At 67.4% G+C, this 14000-nt stretch carries 14 protein-coding genes, 1 pseudogene and 1 other annotated feature; of the genes and pseudogenes, 11 read left to right on the top strand and 4 right to left on the bottom strand.

What is annotated here, in order from left to right; translation table 11 throughout:
- Positions 1 to 56 precede the first annotated feature (56 nt).
- From JOD52_RS11865 to JOD52_RS11855, 3 genes are all read right to left on the bottom strand, one after another.
- Entirely contained in the window at positions 57 to 2108 is a 2052-nt protein-coding gene (locus tag JOD52_RS11865) for a TRAP transporter permease (RefSeq protein WP_338124092.1), read from the bottom strand.
- Between the two features lie 64 nt (positions 2109 to 2172).
- Positions 2173 to 3183 carry a TAXI family TRAP transporter solute-binding subunit gene (locus JOD52_RS11860; RefSeq protein ID WP_204410163.1) on the bottom strand — a complete coding sequence of 337 codons (1011 nt, stop codon included), beginning with the start codon at positions 3181 to 3183 and terminating at the stop codon, positions 2173 to 2175.
- Positions 3184 to 3349: 166 nt separating this feature from the next.
- Entirely contained in the window at positions 3350 to 4141 is a 792-nt protein-coding gene (locus tag JOD52_RS11855) for an SDR family NAD(P)-dependent oxidoreductase (RefSeq protein WP_204410161.1), read from the bottom strand.
- 124 nt (positions 4142 to 4265) lie between these two features.
- On the opposite strand from JOD52_RS11855, the gene JOD52_RS11850 reads away from it, so the two are divergent.
- Positions 4266 to 4994, top strand: a complete 729-nt coding sequence (locus JOD52_RS11850) for an SDR family oxidoreductase (RefSeq protein WP_017824599.1) — start codon at positions 4266 to 4268, stop codon at positions 4992 to 4994.
- A gap of 42 nt (positions 4995 to 5036) precedes the next feature.
- Here JOD52_RS11850 and JOD52_RS11845 read toward each other — a convergent pair whose 3' ends face one another.
- Positions 5037 to 6263: a DNA recombination protein RmuC gene (locus JOD52_RS11845; RefSeq protein WP_239551884.1), complete on the bottom strand. Its 1227-nt coding sequence runs from the start codon at positions 6261 to 6263 to the stop codon at positions 5037 to 5039.
- Positions 6264 to 6676: 413 nt separating this feature from the next.
- Between JOD52_RS11845 and JOD52_RS11840 the strand changes: the two genes are divergently transcribed.
- The 10 genes and pseudogenes from JOD52_RS11840 to JOD52_RS17770 form a co-directional block, all read left to right on the top strand.
- The gene (locus JOD52_RS11840) at positions 6677 to 7243 is read left to right on the top strand and encodes a hypothetical protein (protein WP_204410159.1); all 567 of its coding nucleotides are present in this window, start codon (positions 6677 to 6679) and stop codon (positions 7241 to 7243) included.
- Positions 7244 to 7352: 109 nt separating this feature from the next.
- Positions 7353 to 8438, top strand: coding sequence for a redox-regulated ATPase YchF (ychF, locus tag JOD52_RS11835; protein ID WP_204410157.1), 1086 nt, complete (start codon positions 7353 to 7355; stop codon positions 8436 to 8438).
- A 42-nt stretch (positions 8439 to 8480) separates the two neighbouring features.
- A complete protein-coding gene (locus tag JOD52_RS11830) occupies positions 8481 to 8810 on the top strand; it encodes a nucleotidyltransferase family protein (RefSeq protein WP_204410156.1) in 330 nt (109 codons plus the stop codon).
- Positions 8807 to 9115 (top strand): HepT-like ribonuclease domain-containing protein, encoded by a 309-nt coding sequence (locus tag JOD52_RS11825; RefSeq protein ID WP_275579103.1) that lies wholly within the window; start codon positions 8807 to 8809, stop codon positions 9113 to 9115. Before JOD52_RS11830 ends, JOD52_RS11825 begins: the two co-directional genes overlap by 4 nt.
- A gap of 66 nt (positions 9116 to 9181) precedes the next feature.
- Positions 9182 to 9424: a transposase family protein gene (locus tag JOD52_RS17530; RefSeq protein ID WP_338124091.1), complete on the top strand. Its 243-nt coding sequence runs from the start codon at positions 9182 to 9184 to the stop codon at positions 9422 to 9424.
- A gap of 42 nt (positions 9425 to 9466) precedes the next feature.
- Complete coding sequence (locus JOD52_RS17920; protein ID WP_031306842.1) at positions 9467 to 9775, top strand: transposase; 309 nt, start codon at positions 9467 to 9469, stop codon at positions 9773 to 9775.
- Positions 9736 to 9840: a sequence feature (AL1L pseudoknot), on the top strand. (Overlaps the previous gene by 40 nt.)
- A gap of 179 nt (positions 9841 to 10019) precedes the next feature.
- Positions 10020 to 11582 carry an IS21 family transposase gene (gene istA, locus JOD52_RS11810; protein WP_204408388.1) on the top strand — a complete coding sequence of 521 codons (1563 nt, stop codon included), beginning with the start codon at positions 10020 to 10022 and terminating at the stop codon, positions 11580 to 11582.
- The gene (locus JOD52_RS11805) at positions 11579 to 12325 is read left to right on the top strand and encodes an ATP-binding protein (protein WP_338124028.1); all 747 of its coding nucleotides are present in this window, start codon (positions 11579 to 11581) and stop codon (positions 12323 to 12325) included. Before istA ends, JOD52_RS11805 begins: the two co-directional genes overlap by 4 nt.
- 114 nt (positions 12326 to 12439) lie before the next feature.
- Positions 12440 to 13285, top strand: a complete 846-nt coding sequence (locus JOD52_RS11800; RefSeq protein ID WP_204410152.1) for an IS3 family transposase — start codon at positions 12440 to 12442, stop codon at positions 13283 to 13285.
- Between the two features lie 45 nt (positions 13286 to 13330).
- Positions 13331 to 13945 (top strand): annotated as a pseudogene (locus JOD52_RS17770) (transposase); the annotation flags it as partial.
- Between the last annotated feature and the right edge of the window lie 55 nt (positions 13946 to 14000).

Raw genomic sequence — 14000 nt, 5'->3', positions numbered from 1 at the left:
CGCCCGCCCGGCCCGATCGTCATGACCGGGTCGGACGGGCGCCGAGGACGAGAGCGTCAGGCCGTCGCTGCAGCCTTCGGATCCACCCGTCCTGTGGAATCGCTGCCACCGGTCCCCGCATTGCGGCGGCGGATCACCTGCACCACCACCACGACAGCGGCCAGGACCATGCCCACGATCGACACAGGTATCGACGGGTACACCATCATCACGCCGCTGACGATCAGTACGGTCTTCTCCCAGACCTGGGTGCGCACCACCAGATGCCCGGCCAGGGCCGCAGCGATCACGGTCATGCCCAGGATCACGGTGACCAGGGCCGGGATCAGTTCCCCGATCGTGCCCTCGAGCAGCAGTGCCGGCTCCAGGACGAACACGAACGGGATCAGGAACCCGGCGATCGCCAGCCTGAGCGCCGTGACGCCCGTGCGCAGCGGGTTCGATCCCGCGATCCCGGATCCCGCGTAGGCGGCCAGGCACACCGGTGGGGTGATGTCCGCGAGGATCCCGAAGAAGAACACGAACATGTGCGCCGAGATCAGCGGCACGTCGAAGTTGTTGTACAGGATGGGGGCCGCCACCGTGGCGGTGACCACGTAGTTCGCGGTGGTGGGCAGGCCCATACCGAGAACCAGGCAGGCGATCATCGTCAGCAGCAGCACCAGCAGGAAGTTGCCCTGTGCCAGGTCGATGAGGCTGTTCCCGAGCCGGCCGCCCAGGCCGGTCCCGGTCACGGTGCCCGCCACGATCCCGGCCGTGGCGCAGGCGGCGATCACCGGCAGGGCCGTGCGGGCACCCGCCTCGAGGGTCTTCACGATCCCCGTGAAGGACAGCCGGGTGGACTTGCGCAGGAAGCTCAGCACGAAGGCCACGCCCACGCCCCACAGGGCCGCTCTGGCCGGCGAGAAGCCCGAGAGCATCATCCACACGATCACGATCAGCGGCAGCAGCAGGTCGATCCGCGTCAGCAGGCTCTTCCAGCTGGGCAGTTCGGAGCGCAGCAGGCCCTTGATCCCGTGCCGCTTCGCCTCGAAGTGCACCGAGAGGAAGGCGCCCAGGAAGTACAGAGCCGCCGGGATGATCGCGATGATGATGATCTGGCTGTACGGGATGCCCGTGTACTCGGCCATGATGAACGCAGCGGCACCCATGATCGGCGGCATGATCTGCCCACCGGTGGAGGCTGTCGCCTCGGCCGCGCCCGCGAAGTGGGGGCGGAAGCCGGCCTTCTTCATGATCGGGATGGTGAACGAGCCCGAGGCGACCGTGTTGGCCACGGAGGAACCGGAGATCATTCCCTGCAGCCCGCTCGCCGCGACCGCGGCCTTGGCGGGGCCACCGGTGAAGCGCCCGGTGAGGCGGAACGCGAAGTCGTTGAAGAACGCACCGATGTTGGTGTGGATCAGCACCACTGCGAACAGCAGGAACAGGAAGATGAAGGTGGAGGACACCTGGATCGGAGTTCCGAAGATCCCCGAGCGCGCCGTGAAGTAGGTGCTGACCGCGAAGTCCTGCCATGACTGGCCCGCCCCGAAGATCGCATAGGCGATCGCGCCCAGGGCGATGACCACAATCGGAAGGCCCACGCAGCGGCGCGTGGCCTCGAGCGTGAGCAGGATGCCCAGCACCGCGACGGCATAGTCGATGCCGCGGTACCCCATGATCTGCACGATGTTGCTGGTGAGGTGGGAGTACTCGACCACGATGTACAGGTTCACCGCCAGGCCCAGCAGGGCCAGCAGCACGTCGTACCAGGGCACCCCACCCTTGCGCCGGACGAGCTTCTTCCCGGCCGGGTACAGCAGGAAGATGATCGAGGTGGCACCGCCGAGGTGGATCGCACCCTGGATCAGGGAGGTGCGCGAGCCGAACACACCGGTGTACAGGTGGAACAGGGTCAGCGCTACGGACAGGCCGCCCACGACCCACGCCCACCAGCCCAGGTTCGTGCGGAACCGGCTGGCGGTGTCGTGCTCGCGCAGCACCTCCTGGGCGTGCTCCTCACCGTCGTGCAGCGTCTCGGCGGAATCCGGCGCAACGTGGTCGTCCCGGGGGACGACGGGATCCTGGGCGGTGGGGGAGCCTGGCACGTCGTTCTGCACGGGCACCGCGCCCGCCGACGGCTCACCATCGGCGGGGCGCGATCCCTTCCTCTTTCCTGCGGGCGTCATCTCAGAGCAGTCCCTGCTCCTGGTAGTACTTCTCCGCGCCCGGGTGCAGCGGGACATCGCCGCGGCCGAACAGCGCGTAGTCGTGGCTGATCAGGTCGCCCTGGGGCAGGGTGATCGTCTCGGCATGCTCGAACGTGGCCTTGGTGATCTCGTAGGCGAGATCGGGGCTGATCTGGGTGGTGGAACCGACCAGGGCCGCCGCGACCGACAGCGTGGTGACCGGCTCGGTGAGGAAGTCGTAGGCGTCCGGTTCGATGGTGTAGACCTCGTAGAGGCTGGCGTCAGCCACGCCCTGTGCCTCGGCCTCGTCCATCGAGACGAGCTTGACGTCGTTGGTGGCGGCCAGGTCACCCAGGGAACCGGTGGGGGTGCCCACCACGAAGATGGACGCCTCGATGTTGCCGTCGCGCAGCAGGTTCAGGGAGCTGGCGAAGTCCTGCTCGAAGGGCTCGTAGCCGCCCTCCTCGATGCCTGCTGCGGCGAGGATCGCATCGGAGACGTTGCGCGTGCCGGAGCCCACGTCGCCCACGGCGATGCGCTTCCCGGCGAGATCTGCGACGGTCTCGATGCCGGTGCCGGCCAGGGTGACGATATGAGCTGCCTCCGGGTACAGGGCCGCGATCCAGCCCAGGTTGTCCACCTGTGCGCCCTCGAACTCGCCGTCACCGGTGACGGCGGCGTTGGCGGTGTCGGACTGGGAGATGCCCAGCTGCCACTCGCCCTGGAAGATCTTGCCGATGTTCTCCACCGAGGCGCCGGAGTCGGTGTAGTTCACGGTGATGCCGTCGATGTTGTTCTCGTAGATGGTGGCGTACTCGCCGCCCAGCGGGTAGTACACGCCGCCGGTGCCGCCGGTGCCGAAGGTCAGGTCGGTGACGAAGTCGCCCTCGCCGCCACCGCTGCCACCGTTGCTGGTGCCGCCGCTGCCACCCTCGTCGTTGCCGCATGCGGCAAGCAGTCCCAGAGCGGCGACAGGGCCAAGTGCAGTGAAAGTCCGTCGTGCGATTCTCATCGGTGTCTCCTCGGTGAGCAGGTTCGGCGGTCGAAGGCGCGGGATCGTCCCGCTGGCCCGCCGCGATGACGGCCTCGTCGGTCCGCGGCAGGTGTTCGGTCGATCACATCATGCCCTAACGCCGGGTCGAGGTCCTTGACCGCTTCGTGGAGGTAACGGTTCGGCCTCAGTGCAGGCCGGCAGGACCTTCTCCGCGCCAGGCAGCGCCGGGATCCTGGGTGGCGAACTTGCCTCCGGAGACGTCCAGCAGCGCCCCGGTGATGTACGAGGACAGATCGCTGGCCAGGAACAGGCACAGCTTCGCGACGTCCTCCGGCTCGCCCCAGCGGCGTACGCTGAGCTGGTCCAGCTTGGCGGCGGCCGCCTGCTCGTCCAGTGAGGCGAAGGTGTTCATCTCCCCGGGGATCATGCCCGGCGCGTACGCGTTGACGGTGATCCCGTAGGGTCCGAGCTCGCTGGCCAGCACCCGGGTCAGCTGCACCACGGCCGCCTTCGAGGCTCCGTAGGCGGCGGCCCCGACACTGGGGATGATCGCCGCGAACGAGGCGGCGTTGATGATCCGCCCGGATCCTTGCTCTTTCATCACCGGGATCACGGCCTGGCTGGTCACGAACACGCCCCGCACGTTCACGGCGAACACGCGGTCCCACAGCCCCGCATCGAAGTCCTCCACGGGCCCTTCGATGTTGATGCCGGCGTTGTTGATCAGCACATCGAGACGGCCGAAGCGCTCCACGACAGTCTCGACGGCTGAGCGCACCTGGTCGACATCGGTGACGTCGCAGGGCACGCACAGGTCTGCGATGCCGTCGGCCTCTAGGACGCTCAGCAGGCCGGGGGAGACGTCGAGGGCGATGACTCGGGCCCCTTCGTCGTGGAAGGCCTGGGCGATGGAGCGGCCGATGCCGCGGCCGGCACCGGTGACCACCACGACCTGGTGCGAGAGATCGATGTGCATGGATCCTCCTGGGGTACTCGCTGCCGGGACGTCTACGCTGACCGGTGATGCAAGGACGCTCTCACACTCGCTCGTCCCCTGCGGGTGATGCCGGGGATCGTCACGTGAACGGGGAGGACGAAGCATGTCGACCAGGACTCTGTGGGTGACCGGAGCGGGCTCCGGGATGGGCCGGGCCAGCGCGGTCGCCGCCGCCCGGGCGGGCTGGCAGGTGGCGCTCTCCGGCAGGCGCCGCGAGGTGCTCGGCGAGGTGGCTGCGCAGATCGAGGCTCACGGCGGCACCGCCCTCGTCGTGCCCCTGGACGTGACCGACCCCGAGGCGGTCGCTGCCGCTGCAGCGCTGATCAAGCAGGAACTGGGGGAGGTGGATGCTGTGGTGCTCTCGGCCGGCTTGAATGCCAAGCGCCGCGCCTGGTCCGACCAGGACCTCACGGAGTTCACCGCGATCACCGGCACGAATCTGCTGGGCCCGGTGGCCGTGATCGACGCGGTGCTGCCCGCGATGCGGGAGCGCCGACGCGGCACGGTGGTGCTGATCTCGTCCTTCGCGGGGTGGCGCACCTCGCCCTCGGCCGGCGTCGCCTACAGCGCCACCAAGACGGCCCTGGGGCCACTGACGGAGATCCTGAACCTTCAGGAGAACCACCACGGCATCCGTGCCTGTCACCTGTGTCCCGGGGACGTGGACAGCGACTTCCTGGAACAACGACCCGAGGTGCCCGGTGACGCGGACAGAGCCCTCATGCTCACGGCCGAGGACGTGGCCCGCACTGTGATGTTCGTGCTGGAGAGCCCGCAGAACGTGGTGATCAACGAACTGGTGGTGACCCCCGCCAAGGCTGAACAGGCCTGACCCTGCCGGCCCCATCCAGACGCTGTCGGGCCCGTCCGGGCCTCAGCCGGCGTCCTGCCGACGGGCATCCCGGCCGATCCGGGACGTCCCGTCGAACGGGGAACCCCCAGCGAGGCTCGCTATCTCGGCCTCGTCCAGGGTGCGGGCGCGCCGCTCCAACTGCTCCACCTCGTCCAGCCGCGTGCCGGGCAGCCCCAGGTCCTCGAAACGGCGCGCGGTGACCATCACCCGCGACTGCAGGGACCCCACCGCGTCGTTGAAGGCGGCGACCGAGGAGTCCAGGGATCGCCCCACCTTCCCCAGGTGCGCGGTGAAGGTGCCCAGCCGATGGTGCAGCTCGCGGCCTGCCTCGAGCACCTCACGGGCGTCACGGTTCAGGGCATCGGTGCGCCAGGTGTGGGCGACGGTGCGCAGCAGCGCCACCAGGGTGGCGGGGGAGGCGATCACCACCTCCCGGGTGAAGGCGTCGTCCAGCAGGGCCGGGTCGGTCTCCAGGGCGGCAGCGAGCACCCCGTCGCTGGGCACGAACAGGACGGTGAACTCGGGGGTGTCACCGAGGGCCTTCCAATAGGCCTTGGACGAGATCACGCCCACGTGGTGGCGCAGGGCCTTGGCGTGGGCGGTGCGGCGGGCGGCGGCCCGGGCGGGGTCCGGTTCCTCGGTGGCGTCGAGGTAGGCGTCCATCGGTGCCTTCGCATCGACCACGATGTGCCGGTCCCCGGACAGGTGCACCACGAGGTCCGGCCGCTGGCCCTTGTCGCCATCGGCCCGGGTACCGGCCAGCTGTTCGGAGAAGTCCACGTGCTCGAGCATCCCGGCGGCCTCGACGATCCGACGCAGCTGCACCTCACCCCAGCGGCCCCGGGCCGTCGGTGCCCGCAGCGCGGCGGTCAGTGCGTTGGTGCCGGTCTCCAAGGACTGGGCGCGCTGGGCGAGCTGCCCCAGGTGTGCGCGCAGTGCCCCTTCGGCATCGATCCGTGCGGCTTCGGAGCGGGCCAGGGAGCGCTCCAGATGGGAGAGGGTGGCCGTGATGGGTGCGAGGGTGCGCTGCAGCTCGACCTCGCGTTCCTCCTGCTCGGCGTCGCGACGGGCCGCATCCCGCTCGAAGCGCTCGTCGGCCAGGCGCAGCAGGTGGGTGGAGGCGTCCGCTCCTGCGCGGTGCTGCTCCTCACGGGTGCGCATGCGCTCGCGCAGCACCAGCCAGGTGACGATGGCACCGAGGGCCGCACCGAGGGCCAGGCCCAGCAGGAGCATCTGTGTTCCGTCCATGGATCCAGCACACCACGGGGGTGTGACGAACCTGCCGAGGCGCGCAGATCTGCCGAGACGCGGGATGTGGTGCATAGGTGTCGTAGAGGTGGTGGACCTTTCTGGTGCGGCAGGAGCAGGCTGTGCATCATGGGGCGAGTGTGTGGCGGTCATGGCCGCATGACCGACGAGCGAGGACAGCGACGATGAGTACGTCAGACGGCCCTTCCCCTGCCCAGGGTCCAGGGCCGCGTGGTCGCTTCCGCGCAGTTGCTCGGACCGCCCTGGCTGTCCTGTTCGTCGTGCTGCTGATCTGGGCGGCCATGTTCTTCCGGGTCCTCGTGCTGCTGCCATCGGCGGCGAAGGACGACGCCACCATCGGGCTGCAGGCAGCGCTCGCGGACCTCCCGCCGCTGGCCTAGGACGATGCTGCCGTGCTCGATCCCGTGTTCGGGCCGCCGGTGGTCACGATTCAGGAGGTCGACTGCGAGATCGCGCCGCGTGACCGTGGCTGGATCCTCGCCGGACACGCACAGGACTGCCACCTGTGGGAGCTCGAGTACCGCACCGTCCCTTCCGGCATCGATGACCCTGAAGGCGCCGTGCTGGCACAGCTGGAGGACACGCCCGCGTGGTCCGCGGCACCGCAGGCAGCATCCGGGCAGCGCACCGGGTGCCGTGAGATCGCAGAATCCTCCGTCCCGGCCAACGAGAACATTCCGGTGCGGAACAGGCAGGTGCGCCTGTTCGCCACCACCACCGCGACCCCGGACGGGTACCTGCCCTGCGTGCCCCGCTCAGGAAACGCTCACCGCTCCCTGGGCGAACTCACCGTCACCGATCCCGCCGCGACGATCTCACGTGCAGACCTCCCCGAGGGAGTCGAACTCCTGGTGATCGTGCGTGAGGTGTGGATCTCGAGCTCATCCCTGGGTTGCCTTCCCCTGCCGCCGTTCTGCGAACCCGCCACCACCACCGTTCGCCCGCCTGCTTTCGAATGAGGCGCGCAGGGTGTCGACAGGCTGACCCGGGGCAGATGGGCGAGACTCCGCGCACGATCCGGGCAGGCGCCGGGACCTGGCGGCAGGTGTCCCCGTAGAATCTCCTTCCGTGGCTCTCACTATCGGAATCGTCGGACTGCCCAACGTCGGCAAGTCCACCCTGTTCAACGCTCTGACCCGCGCGGAGGTGCTTGCGGCGAACTACCCGTTCGCCACGATCGACCCCAACGTCGGCATGGTTCCCCTGCCCGACCCGCGCCTGGCCCAGCTCGCCACCGTGTTCGGCAGCGAGAAGCTGGTGCCGGCCACCGTGTCCTTCGTGGACATCGCCGGCATCGTCAAGGGCGCCAGCGAAGGCGAGGGCCTGGGCAACAAGTTCCTCGCCAACATCCGTGAGGCCGACGCGATCTGCCAGGTCACCCGCGCGTTCTCCGACCCCGACGTGACGCGCGTGGCCGGCTCCGACGGTCCCTCCGGCGACATGGAGACCATCTCCACCGAGCTGATCCTCGCGGACCTGCAGACCATCGAGAACGCGATGCCGCGACTGGAGAAGGAGACCAAGCGCGGCCTGATCGAGCCGGCCGTGCTGGAGAACGTCACCAAGGCCAAGGCACTGCTGGAGGAGGGCACCACCCTGTACCAGGGCGCGAAGGCCGCCGGCATCGACGTGACCGCGCTGCGCGAGCTGCAGCTGATGACCGCCAAGCCCTTCATCTACGTGTTCAACACCGATGAGGAGGGCCTGGCAGACACTGCCTCCCAGGACGCCCTGCGGAAGCTGGTGGCCCCGGCTGAGGCGATCTTCCTGGACGCCAAGTTCGAGGCCGAGCTGATCGAGCTGGAGCCCGAGGAGGCCGCCGAGATGCTGGCCTCCACCGGCCAGGAGGAGTCCGGCCTGGACCAGTTGGCCCGTGCCGGCTTCGAGACCCTGGGCCTGCAGACCTACCTCACTGCTGGCCCCAAGGAAGCACGCGCCTGGACGATCCCTAAGGGCGCCACCGCCCCGCAGGCCGCCGGCGTGATCCACACCGACTTCGAACGCGGCTTCATCAAGGCCGAGGTGATCTCCTTCGACCACCTCATGGAGGCCGGCTCCAAGAACGAGGCCAAGGCCAAGGGCTGGGTGCGCATGGAGGGCAAGGACTACGTGATGGCCGACGGCGACGTGGTGGAGTTCCGCTTCAACGTGTAGAGCGCCATGTCGACGTGCTGTCAGGCCCGGTACCCTTGAAGCATGTCTGAGACCGTCATGACGCCCGAGACGCTCGCCCTGCGCGAGCTCCTCGTTGCGCGCCGTGGCGAGTTCCAGGTGCTCCTCGACCGGTACGGCGCGACCAATCCGAAGCTGTTCGGGTCCGTCGCCCGCGGCACAGCGTCTTTAGAATCCGACATCGACATCCTCGTCGAGATGGACCCTGCCGAGGGGAACCTCCTGATGCGTGCATCCGGTCTGCTCGAGGAGACGCGCACGCTGTTCGAGCGCGATGACATCGATGTGTTTCCTGTCCAACTGCTCAAGCGTCCGGTCTCCGCTTCGGCGCTCGCCGAGGCGGTGCCGCTTTGAGCCGCAGTCCGGAGCAGCGCATCGCTGACGTACTTGAGGCAGTTGAGCGATGCCGGAAGTATGTCGCTGCGTTGGACCGTGAGAGTGACATCGCGGAGATGGCAGAGGATGCGATCGAGCGGAACCTGCAGATCATCGGCGAAGCCGTGAACCACCTTCCCGATGAGATCACCGGGGCGCACCCTGAGATCGCCTGGCCACAGATTCGGGGCTTCCGCAACATCCTGGTGCACCAGTACTTCGGAGTCGACATCGACGGCTCTTCACGGTTCGTGGTGATGGAGAGCGTCGCGTCGCTGGCGTAGAGCGGCTCGTGGTCCTGCTGTGATGGGTGTTGTCAAGACATCCATATCTCAGAGGACCACGAGCCTGTGTATGAGAGTACTGGTCCGCAGCGTGATGCTGCGAGCACGATCTTCAACCTGCCCAACTACCGCGTCGTTGACGCGATCGACCTGTCCGACGGAGGGCGTCAAGTGGTGATCGCCTCGAGCGTCCCACCCGGGTGCCCGTCGTGCGGGGTGATCGCGACGAAGGTCCACTCCCGCCGCTCTCAGCAGGTGCGAGACGTCCCCGTGGCCGGGACGGTTCAGGTTGAATCGTCCGGGGTTTGATAGAGGGTGAGCCAGACATCCTGGAAGGACCCCCTGATCACCATGGCCAACTACAAGTACCCCGTCGAGCTGCGGGAGCGAGCGACCCGCCTGGCCGTCGAGGCCCGCCGCGACCCGGCGACACGCATCGGCGCGATCGCGCGGATCGCGAAGCAGACGAACGTGCACAAGGAAGCGCTGCGGAACTGGGTCAGCAAGGCAGAAGCCGCAGACATCCCGACCGAGGCGGTGGACGCCGAAACGCGGATTCGTCAGTTGGAGGCGGAGAACCGTGAGCTGCGCCGCTCGAACGAGATCCTGAAGTCCGCGACGGCTTTTTTCGCGGCGGAGTTCGACCGCCCACAGAAGTGATCGTCGCCTACATCGACGAACAAAAAGACACGTGGGGGATCGAACCGATCTGCCGGGTTCTCACCAAAGAGCTCGATGTGAATGAATATTCGCCTCGCTGGGGTCCGCTGATCGAGGGTTCGGGTGCCACGTCGCTGCCGTAGCGGTGGCGTCGTTCGGGACCACCAGTGGTGTCGTTGGGGCCGCTCTGTCTACGCTCCTTCCGCCGTGTGTATAGGGCACGCGGCGGAAGGAGCAATCTGGAATGGTACGGAAGATCAGGGCGAAGCTGGTGCTCCAGCTGCGCGCAGAAGGTCTGTCGGGGCGAGCGATTTCGTCCTCGCAGGGCATGTCCCGCAAGTCCGTGAGGGCGGTGTTCGAGGCCGCTGACGCTGCAGGGATCGGGTGGGGCGATATCGCGGACGTCGCCGATGAGCAGGTGTATGCCCGGTTGTTCCCGGGCCGGGGCGAGCACGAGAGCGTGTTCGCACAGCCGGACTGGGAACAGGTCCATCGAGAGATGGCCAGGGTCGGCGTGACGCTGAAGCTGTTGCACGGCGAGTACTTCGACGCGACCACGGCGGCTGGGGATCCGGCGATGGGGTATGACCGGTTTTGCCGCACCTACCAGCACCACGTCATGGTCACCGGTGCCGCTTCGAGAGTCGGTCACAAGGCCGGCCAGAGCGTGGAGGTCGACTGGTCCGGCCCCACGATGGAGCTGGCCGATCCGGTCACCGGCGAGGTCTCGAAGGTGTTCTTGTTCGTTGCCTGCCTGCCTTTTTCTCGTTACGCGTTCTGCTTCCCGGCGCTGGATATGCGCCAGGAGTCCTGGCTGCGAGCGCACGTAGCGATGTTCGAGGCGCTGGGCGGGACGGTCCCGAGGATCGTTCCGGACAACCTCAAGACCGGTGTGGTGAAGCACCCCCGCGAGGGCGAGATCGTCCTGAACGATGCGTATCGCGAGATGGCAGCGCATTACTCGGCGGCGGTGCTCCCGGGGAGGGTGCGGAAACCGAAAGACAAGGCGAGCGTGGAGAACACCGTCGCGCACGTCGCGACCTGGGTCATCGCCGGGCTGCGGGATCAGCGATTCACGTCCCTGCCCGAACTTGCAGCCGCCATCGGGCAGCGGATGGAGGCCTATAACGCGGAGCCGTTCCAGAAGCGGCCCGGATCCCGCGCCAGCGTGTTCGACGCGGAGGAGCGGCCGCTGCTGACGCCGCTGCCGGCGGTGCCCTACGAGATCTCGACATGGCACTACGGACGACGAGTGGGCAGGAACGGGCACGTCACGTTCGCGCGGAACTTCTACTCCGCGCCGTTCGCGCACATCGGCGCGAAGGTCGATCTGCGCATCACGGCCCGGACGCTGGAGATCTATCAGGGCAGCCAGCGACTGACCAGTCACCTGCTGCTCCCGGAGACCGCGAGCAATGAGTACCGCACCAACGACGCGGACCTACCTGCGGGCGAGCGTTTCCAGGCCTGGGACGCGCAGAGGGTGCGGGCGTGGGCAGATCGGGTCGGGCCGGCCACGGTGATCGTGATCCAGCGGATCTTCGAGTCCGTGCCGATCGTGGAACAGGGCCTGGATCCCGCGTTGGCGGTGCTACGGCTCTCTCGCCGCTTCTCCGTAGATCGGGTCGAGGCGGCCTGCGCACTCGCGCTGACGGGACGGGTCCGTTCACCGCGCTATGCGCATCTGCACCCGATCTTGGCCACCGGGCAGGACAAGGTCGCCGCCCTGCGTCCACCCCGCGAGGAACCCGCGGAAGACGGCGGATACGTCCGTGGCGCCGACTACTACGCCGGAGGTGTCCGGTGAGCGTGATCGATAACGACACGAAGCGGAAGCTGCGCGAGATGGGCGCGACCGCGCTGCTGGACGCGATCGATGCCCAGGATGAGGCTCACGTGCTGGGGATGTCGTTCCAGGAACGGCTCCAGCTGATCGTGGACGAGGCGCATTCCATCTTCAATCATGGAAAGGTCGAGGGTCTGATCCGCCGGGCGGGGCTGCGTTATCCCGGAGCGGACCTGCGGCGGCTGGATCTGGTCGAGGAACGGGGACTGAACCGGAACGTGATCGCGCAACTGGCAACCTGCTCCTTCATCCAGCGGCAACAGAACGTGGTCTTCCAGGGCTTCACCGGCTCAGGGAAGTCCTACCTCGGCTGCGCGCTGGCGAAGCAGGCCTGCCAGCACCGGCTCCGAGCCCACTACATCCGAATGCCCGACCTCGAAGAGGCCTGGGCCCTGGCAAAGGACAAGCCGCAGGGCCAGACGAAGTTCCTGCGGAAGTACTCCACGTTCTCGCTGCTGGTGATCGACGAGTGGCTGCTGGACCATCCTGACGAGGGAATGCGTTCGATGCTGCTGGAACTGCTCGAGCGCCGCTATGACACCGGCTCGACCGTGTTCTGCACCCAGTACCCGAAGAAGGACTGGCACGCCCGGCTCGGTGGAGCAGTCCACGCCGATGCGATCATGGACCGCATCGTGCACAACACAATCTGGATCGACACCGGCGACAGGAACATGCGAGAACACACCGCACTGCCCCAGTGACCCGATGCCGGCGGGAGCCAGTGGTCCCCACCGCGGCGGCTACTGGCCCCCGTCGGCACGATCGGCGGTCCCCAAGAGCAAGATTCGGTGGCTCCCACGACTACGAATACTCATGTGAAGATCGCCCCGCAGACCTACTATGCGGCCCGCAGCCGACCTCCCTCGGCTCGCAGTGTTCGTGATGCCGAATTATCGAAGGAGATTATGCGCATTCATTTTCATCCACGAATGCGGGTCTACGGGATCCGGAAGATTCATGCGCAGCTCGTCCGCGAGGGCATCGCGGTCGGCAAGGGCAGAGTCGAGCGACTGTGCCGTTCCCTCGGCATCCGCGGCACCGTACGGGGCAAGTACCCGCGCACCACGAAGCCGGCCCCGGAGACCGGCCGCCCCTTGGACCTCGTCCAGCGGGAATTCACCGCGACCGCCCCGAATCAGCTATGGGTAGCGGACATCACCTATGTGCCCACCAGGTCGGGATGGGTATACGTCGCCTTCGTGCTCGACGTGTTCTCACGAATGATCGTCGGCTGGCAAACCTCGACGCGGCTCTATACCGATCTGGCCCTCGACGCGCTTAACATGGGATTCTGGAACCGTCGGAAAGCTGGCCAAGACGTGAGTGGATTGATACATCATAGCGACCGCGGAGTTCAATACCGCGCCATCAAATACTCGCAGGCGCTGGAGGAAGCCGAAGTTGTCGCTTCTGTCGGCTCGAAGGGAGATTCGTACGATAACGCGATGGCCGAGGCACTGAACTCACTCTACAAGCACGAACTGATCTTTCTCGATGGGCCCTGGAACGGCATCGAGGACGTCGAGCCGGCCACCGCCGACTGGGTCCACTGGTTCAATACCGACCGCCTCCACGGCAAGCTCGACCACCGCACCCCCACCGAGATCGAGACGGACCACCGGGTCCGTCAGCACGCCCCTCAGACCGCCACCGCGGCCTGAGCAACCATCACCCGCACACCCTCAACGAAACCCGGGACTTGACAGGTGGTGTGGGCCAAGCGGCGCTGGTTCTGCCTCGAGCCGGCCTGCGCCCGGCGCACGTTCTGGGAAGCCACCGACCAGGTCCCGCACCGCGCGCGCTCGACGACCCGGCTGCGAAACCAGATCGTCTCCGCGGTGATCACCTCTGGCCGGGCAGCCTCGGAAGTCGCTCAGGCCCATGGCGTCTCGTGGTGGCTGGTCCAGGCCGCGCTGGCGGCTGCCGCCGTGGCCCTGCCTGCCGTTGACGAGGTGCCGGTGACGCGCCTGGGCATCGATGAGCACCGCTACCGGTCGGTGCGCTGGTTCCGCACCGACGACGGTGCCTGGAGACGGTTCGAGCCCTGGATGACGACCCTGGTCGACCTGACCACTGGGCAGGTCCTCGGTATCGTCGACGGCCGGGACTCCACCGCCGTCGGCGACTGGCTCGCCCAGCGCTCCGAGCTCTGGCGGGAGCGGATCGAGATCGTCGCCATCGATCCCTCGGCCGCGTTCCGCAAAGCACTGCGGACCTACCTGCCCCGCGCTGCGGTCTCGGTCGACAAGTTCCACCTCGTCAAGCTCGGAAACGACATGGTCACCACCGTCCGTCAACGCCTAGCCTCGATGTTTCATGGGGCTGGTGAGCGGTCGCGGTCGGCGTCGTTGCCGGTGTTCAGCTGCTGATTCTGGC

Source organism: Brachybacterium muris (assembly GCF_016907455.1).
Classification (GTDB): Bacteria; Actinomycetota; Actinomycetes; order Actinomycetales; family Dermabacteraceae; genus Brachybacterium; species Brachybacterium muris.
Note: the sequence above shows the minus strand (reverse complement) of the source record. Positions and strands in the feature narration are given on the sequence as shown.

Coding starts and splice junctions, on each gene's coding strand:
- JOD52_RS11860 (WP_204410163.1), bottom strand. CDS start 3,183: ATGAGAATCGCACGACGGACTTTCACTGCACTTGGCCCTGTCGCCGCT.
- JOD52_RS11855 (WP_204410161.1), bottom strand. CDS start 4,141: ATGCACATCGATCTCTCGCACCAGGTCGTGGTGGTCACCGGTGCCGGC.
- JOD52_RS11845 (WP_239551884.1), bottom strand. CDS start 6,263: ATGGACGGAACACAGATGCTCCTGCTGGGCCTGGCCCTCGGTGCGGCC.
- JOD52_RS11850 (WP_017824599.1), top strand. CDS start 4,266: ATGTCGACCAGGACTCTGTGGGTGACCGGAGCGGGCTCCGGGATGGGC.
- JOD52_RS11830 (WP_204410156.1), top strand. CDS start 8,481: ATGTCTGAGACCGTCATGACGCCCGAGACGCTCGCCCTGCGCGAGCTC.
- istA (WP_204408388.1), top strand. CDS start 10,020: ATGGTACGGAAGATCAGGGCGAAGCTGGTGCTCCAGCTGCGCGCAGAA.
- JOD52_RS17920 (WP_031306842.1), top strand. CDS start 9,467: ATGGCCAACTACAAGTACCCCGTCGAGCTGCGGGAGCGAGCGACCCGC.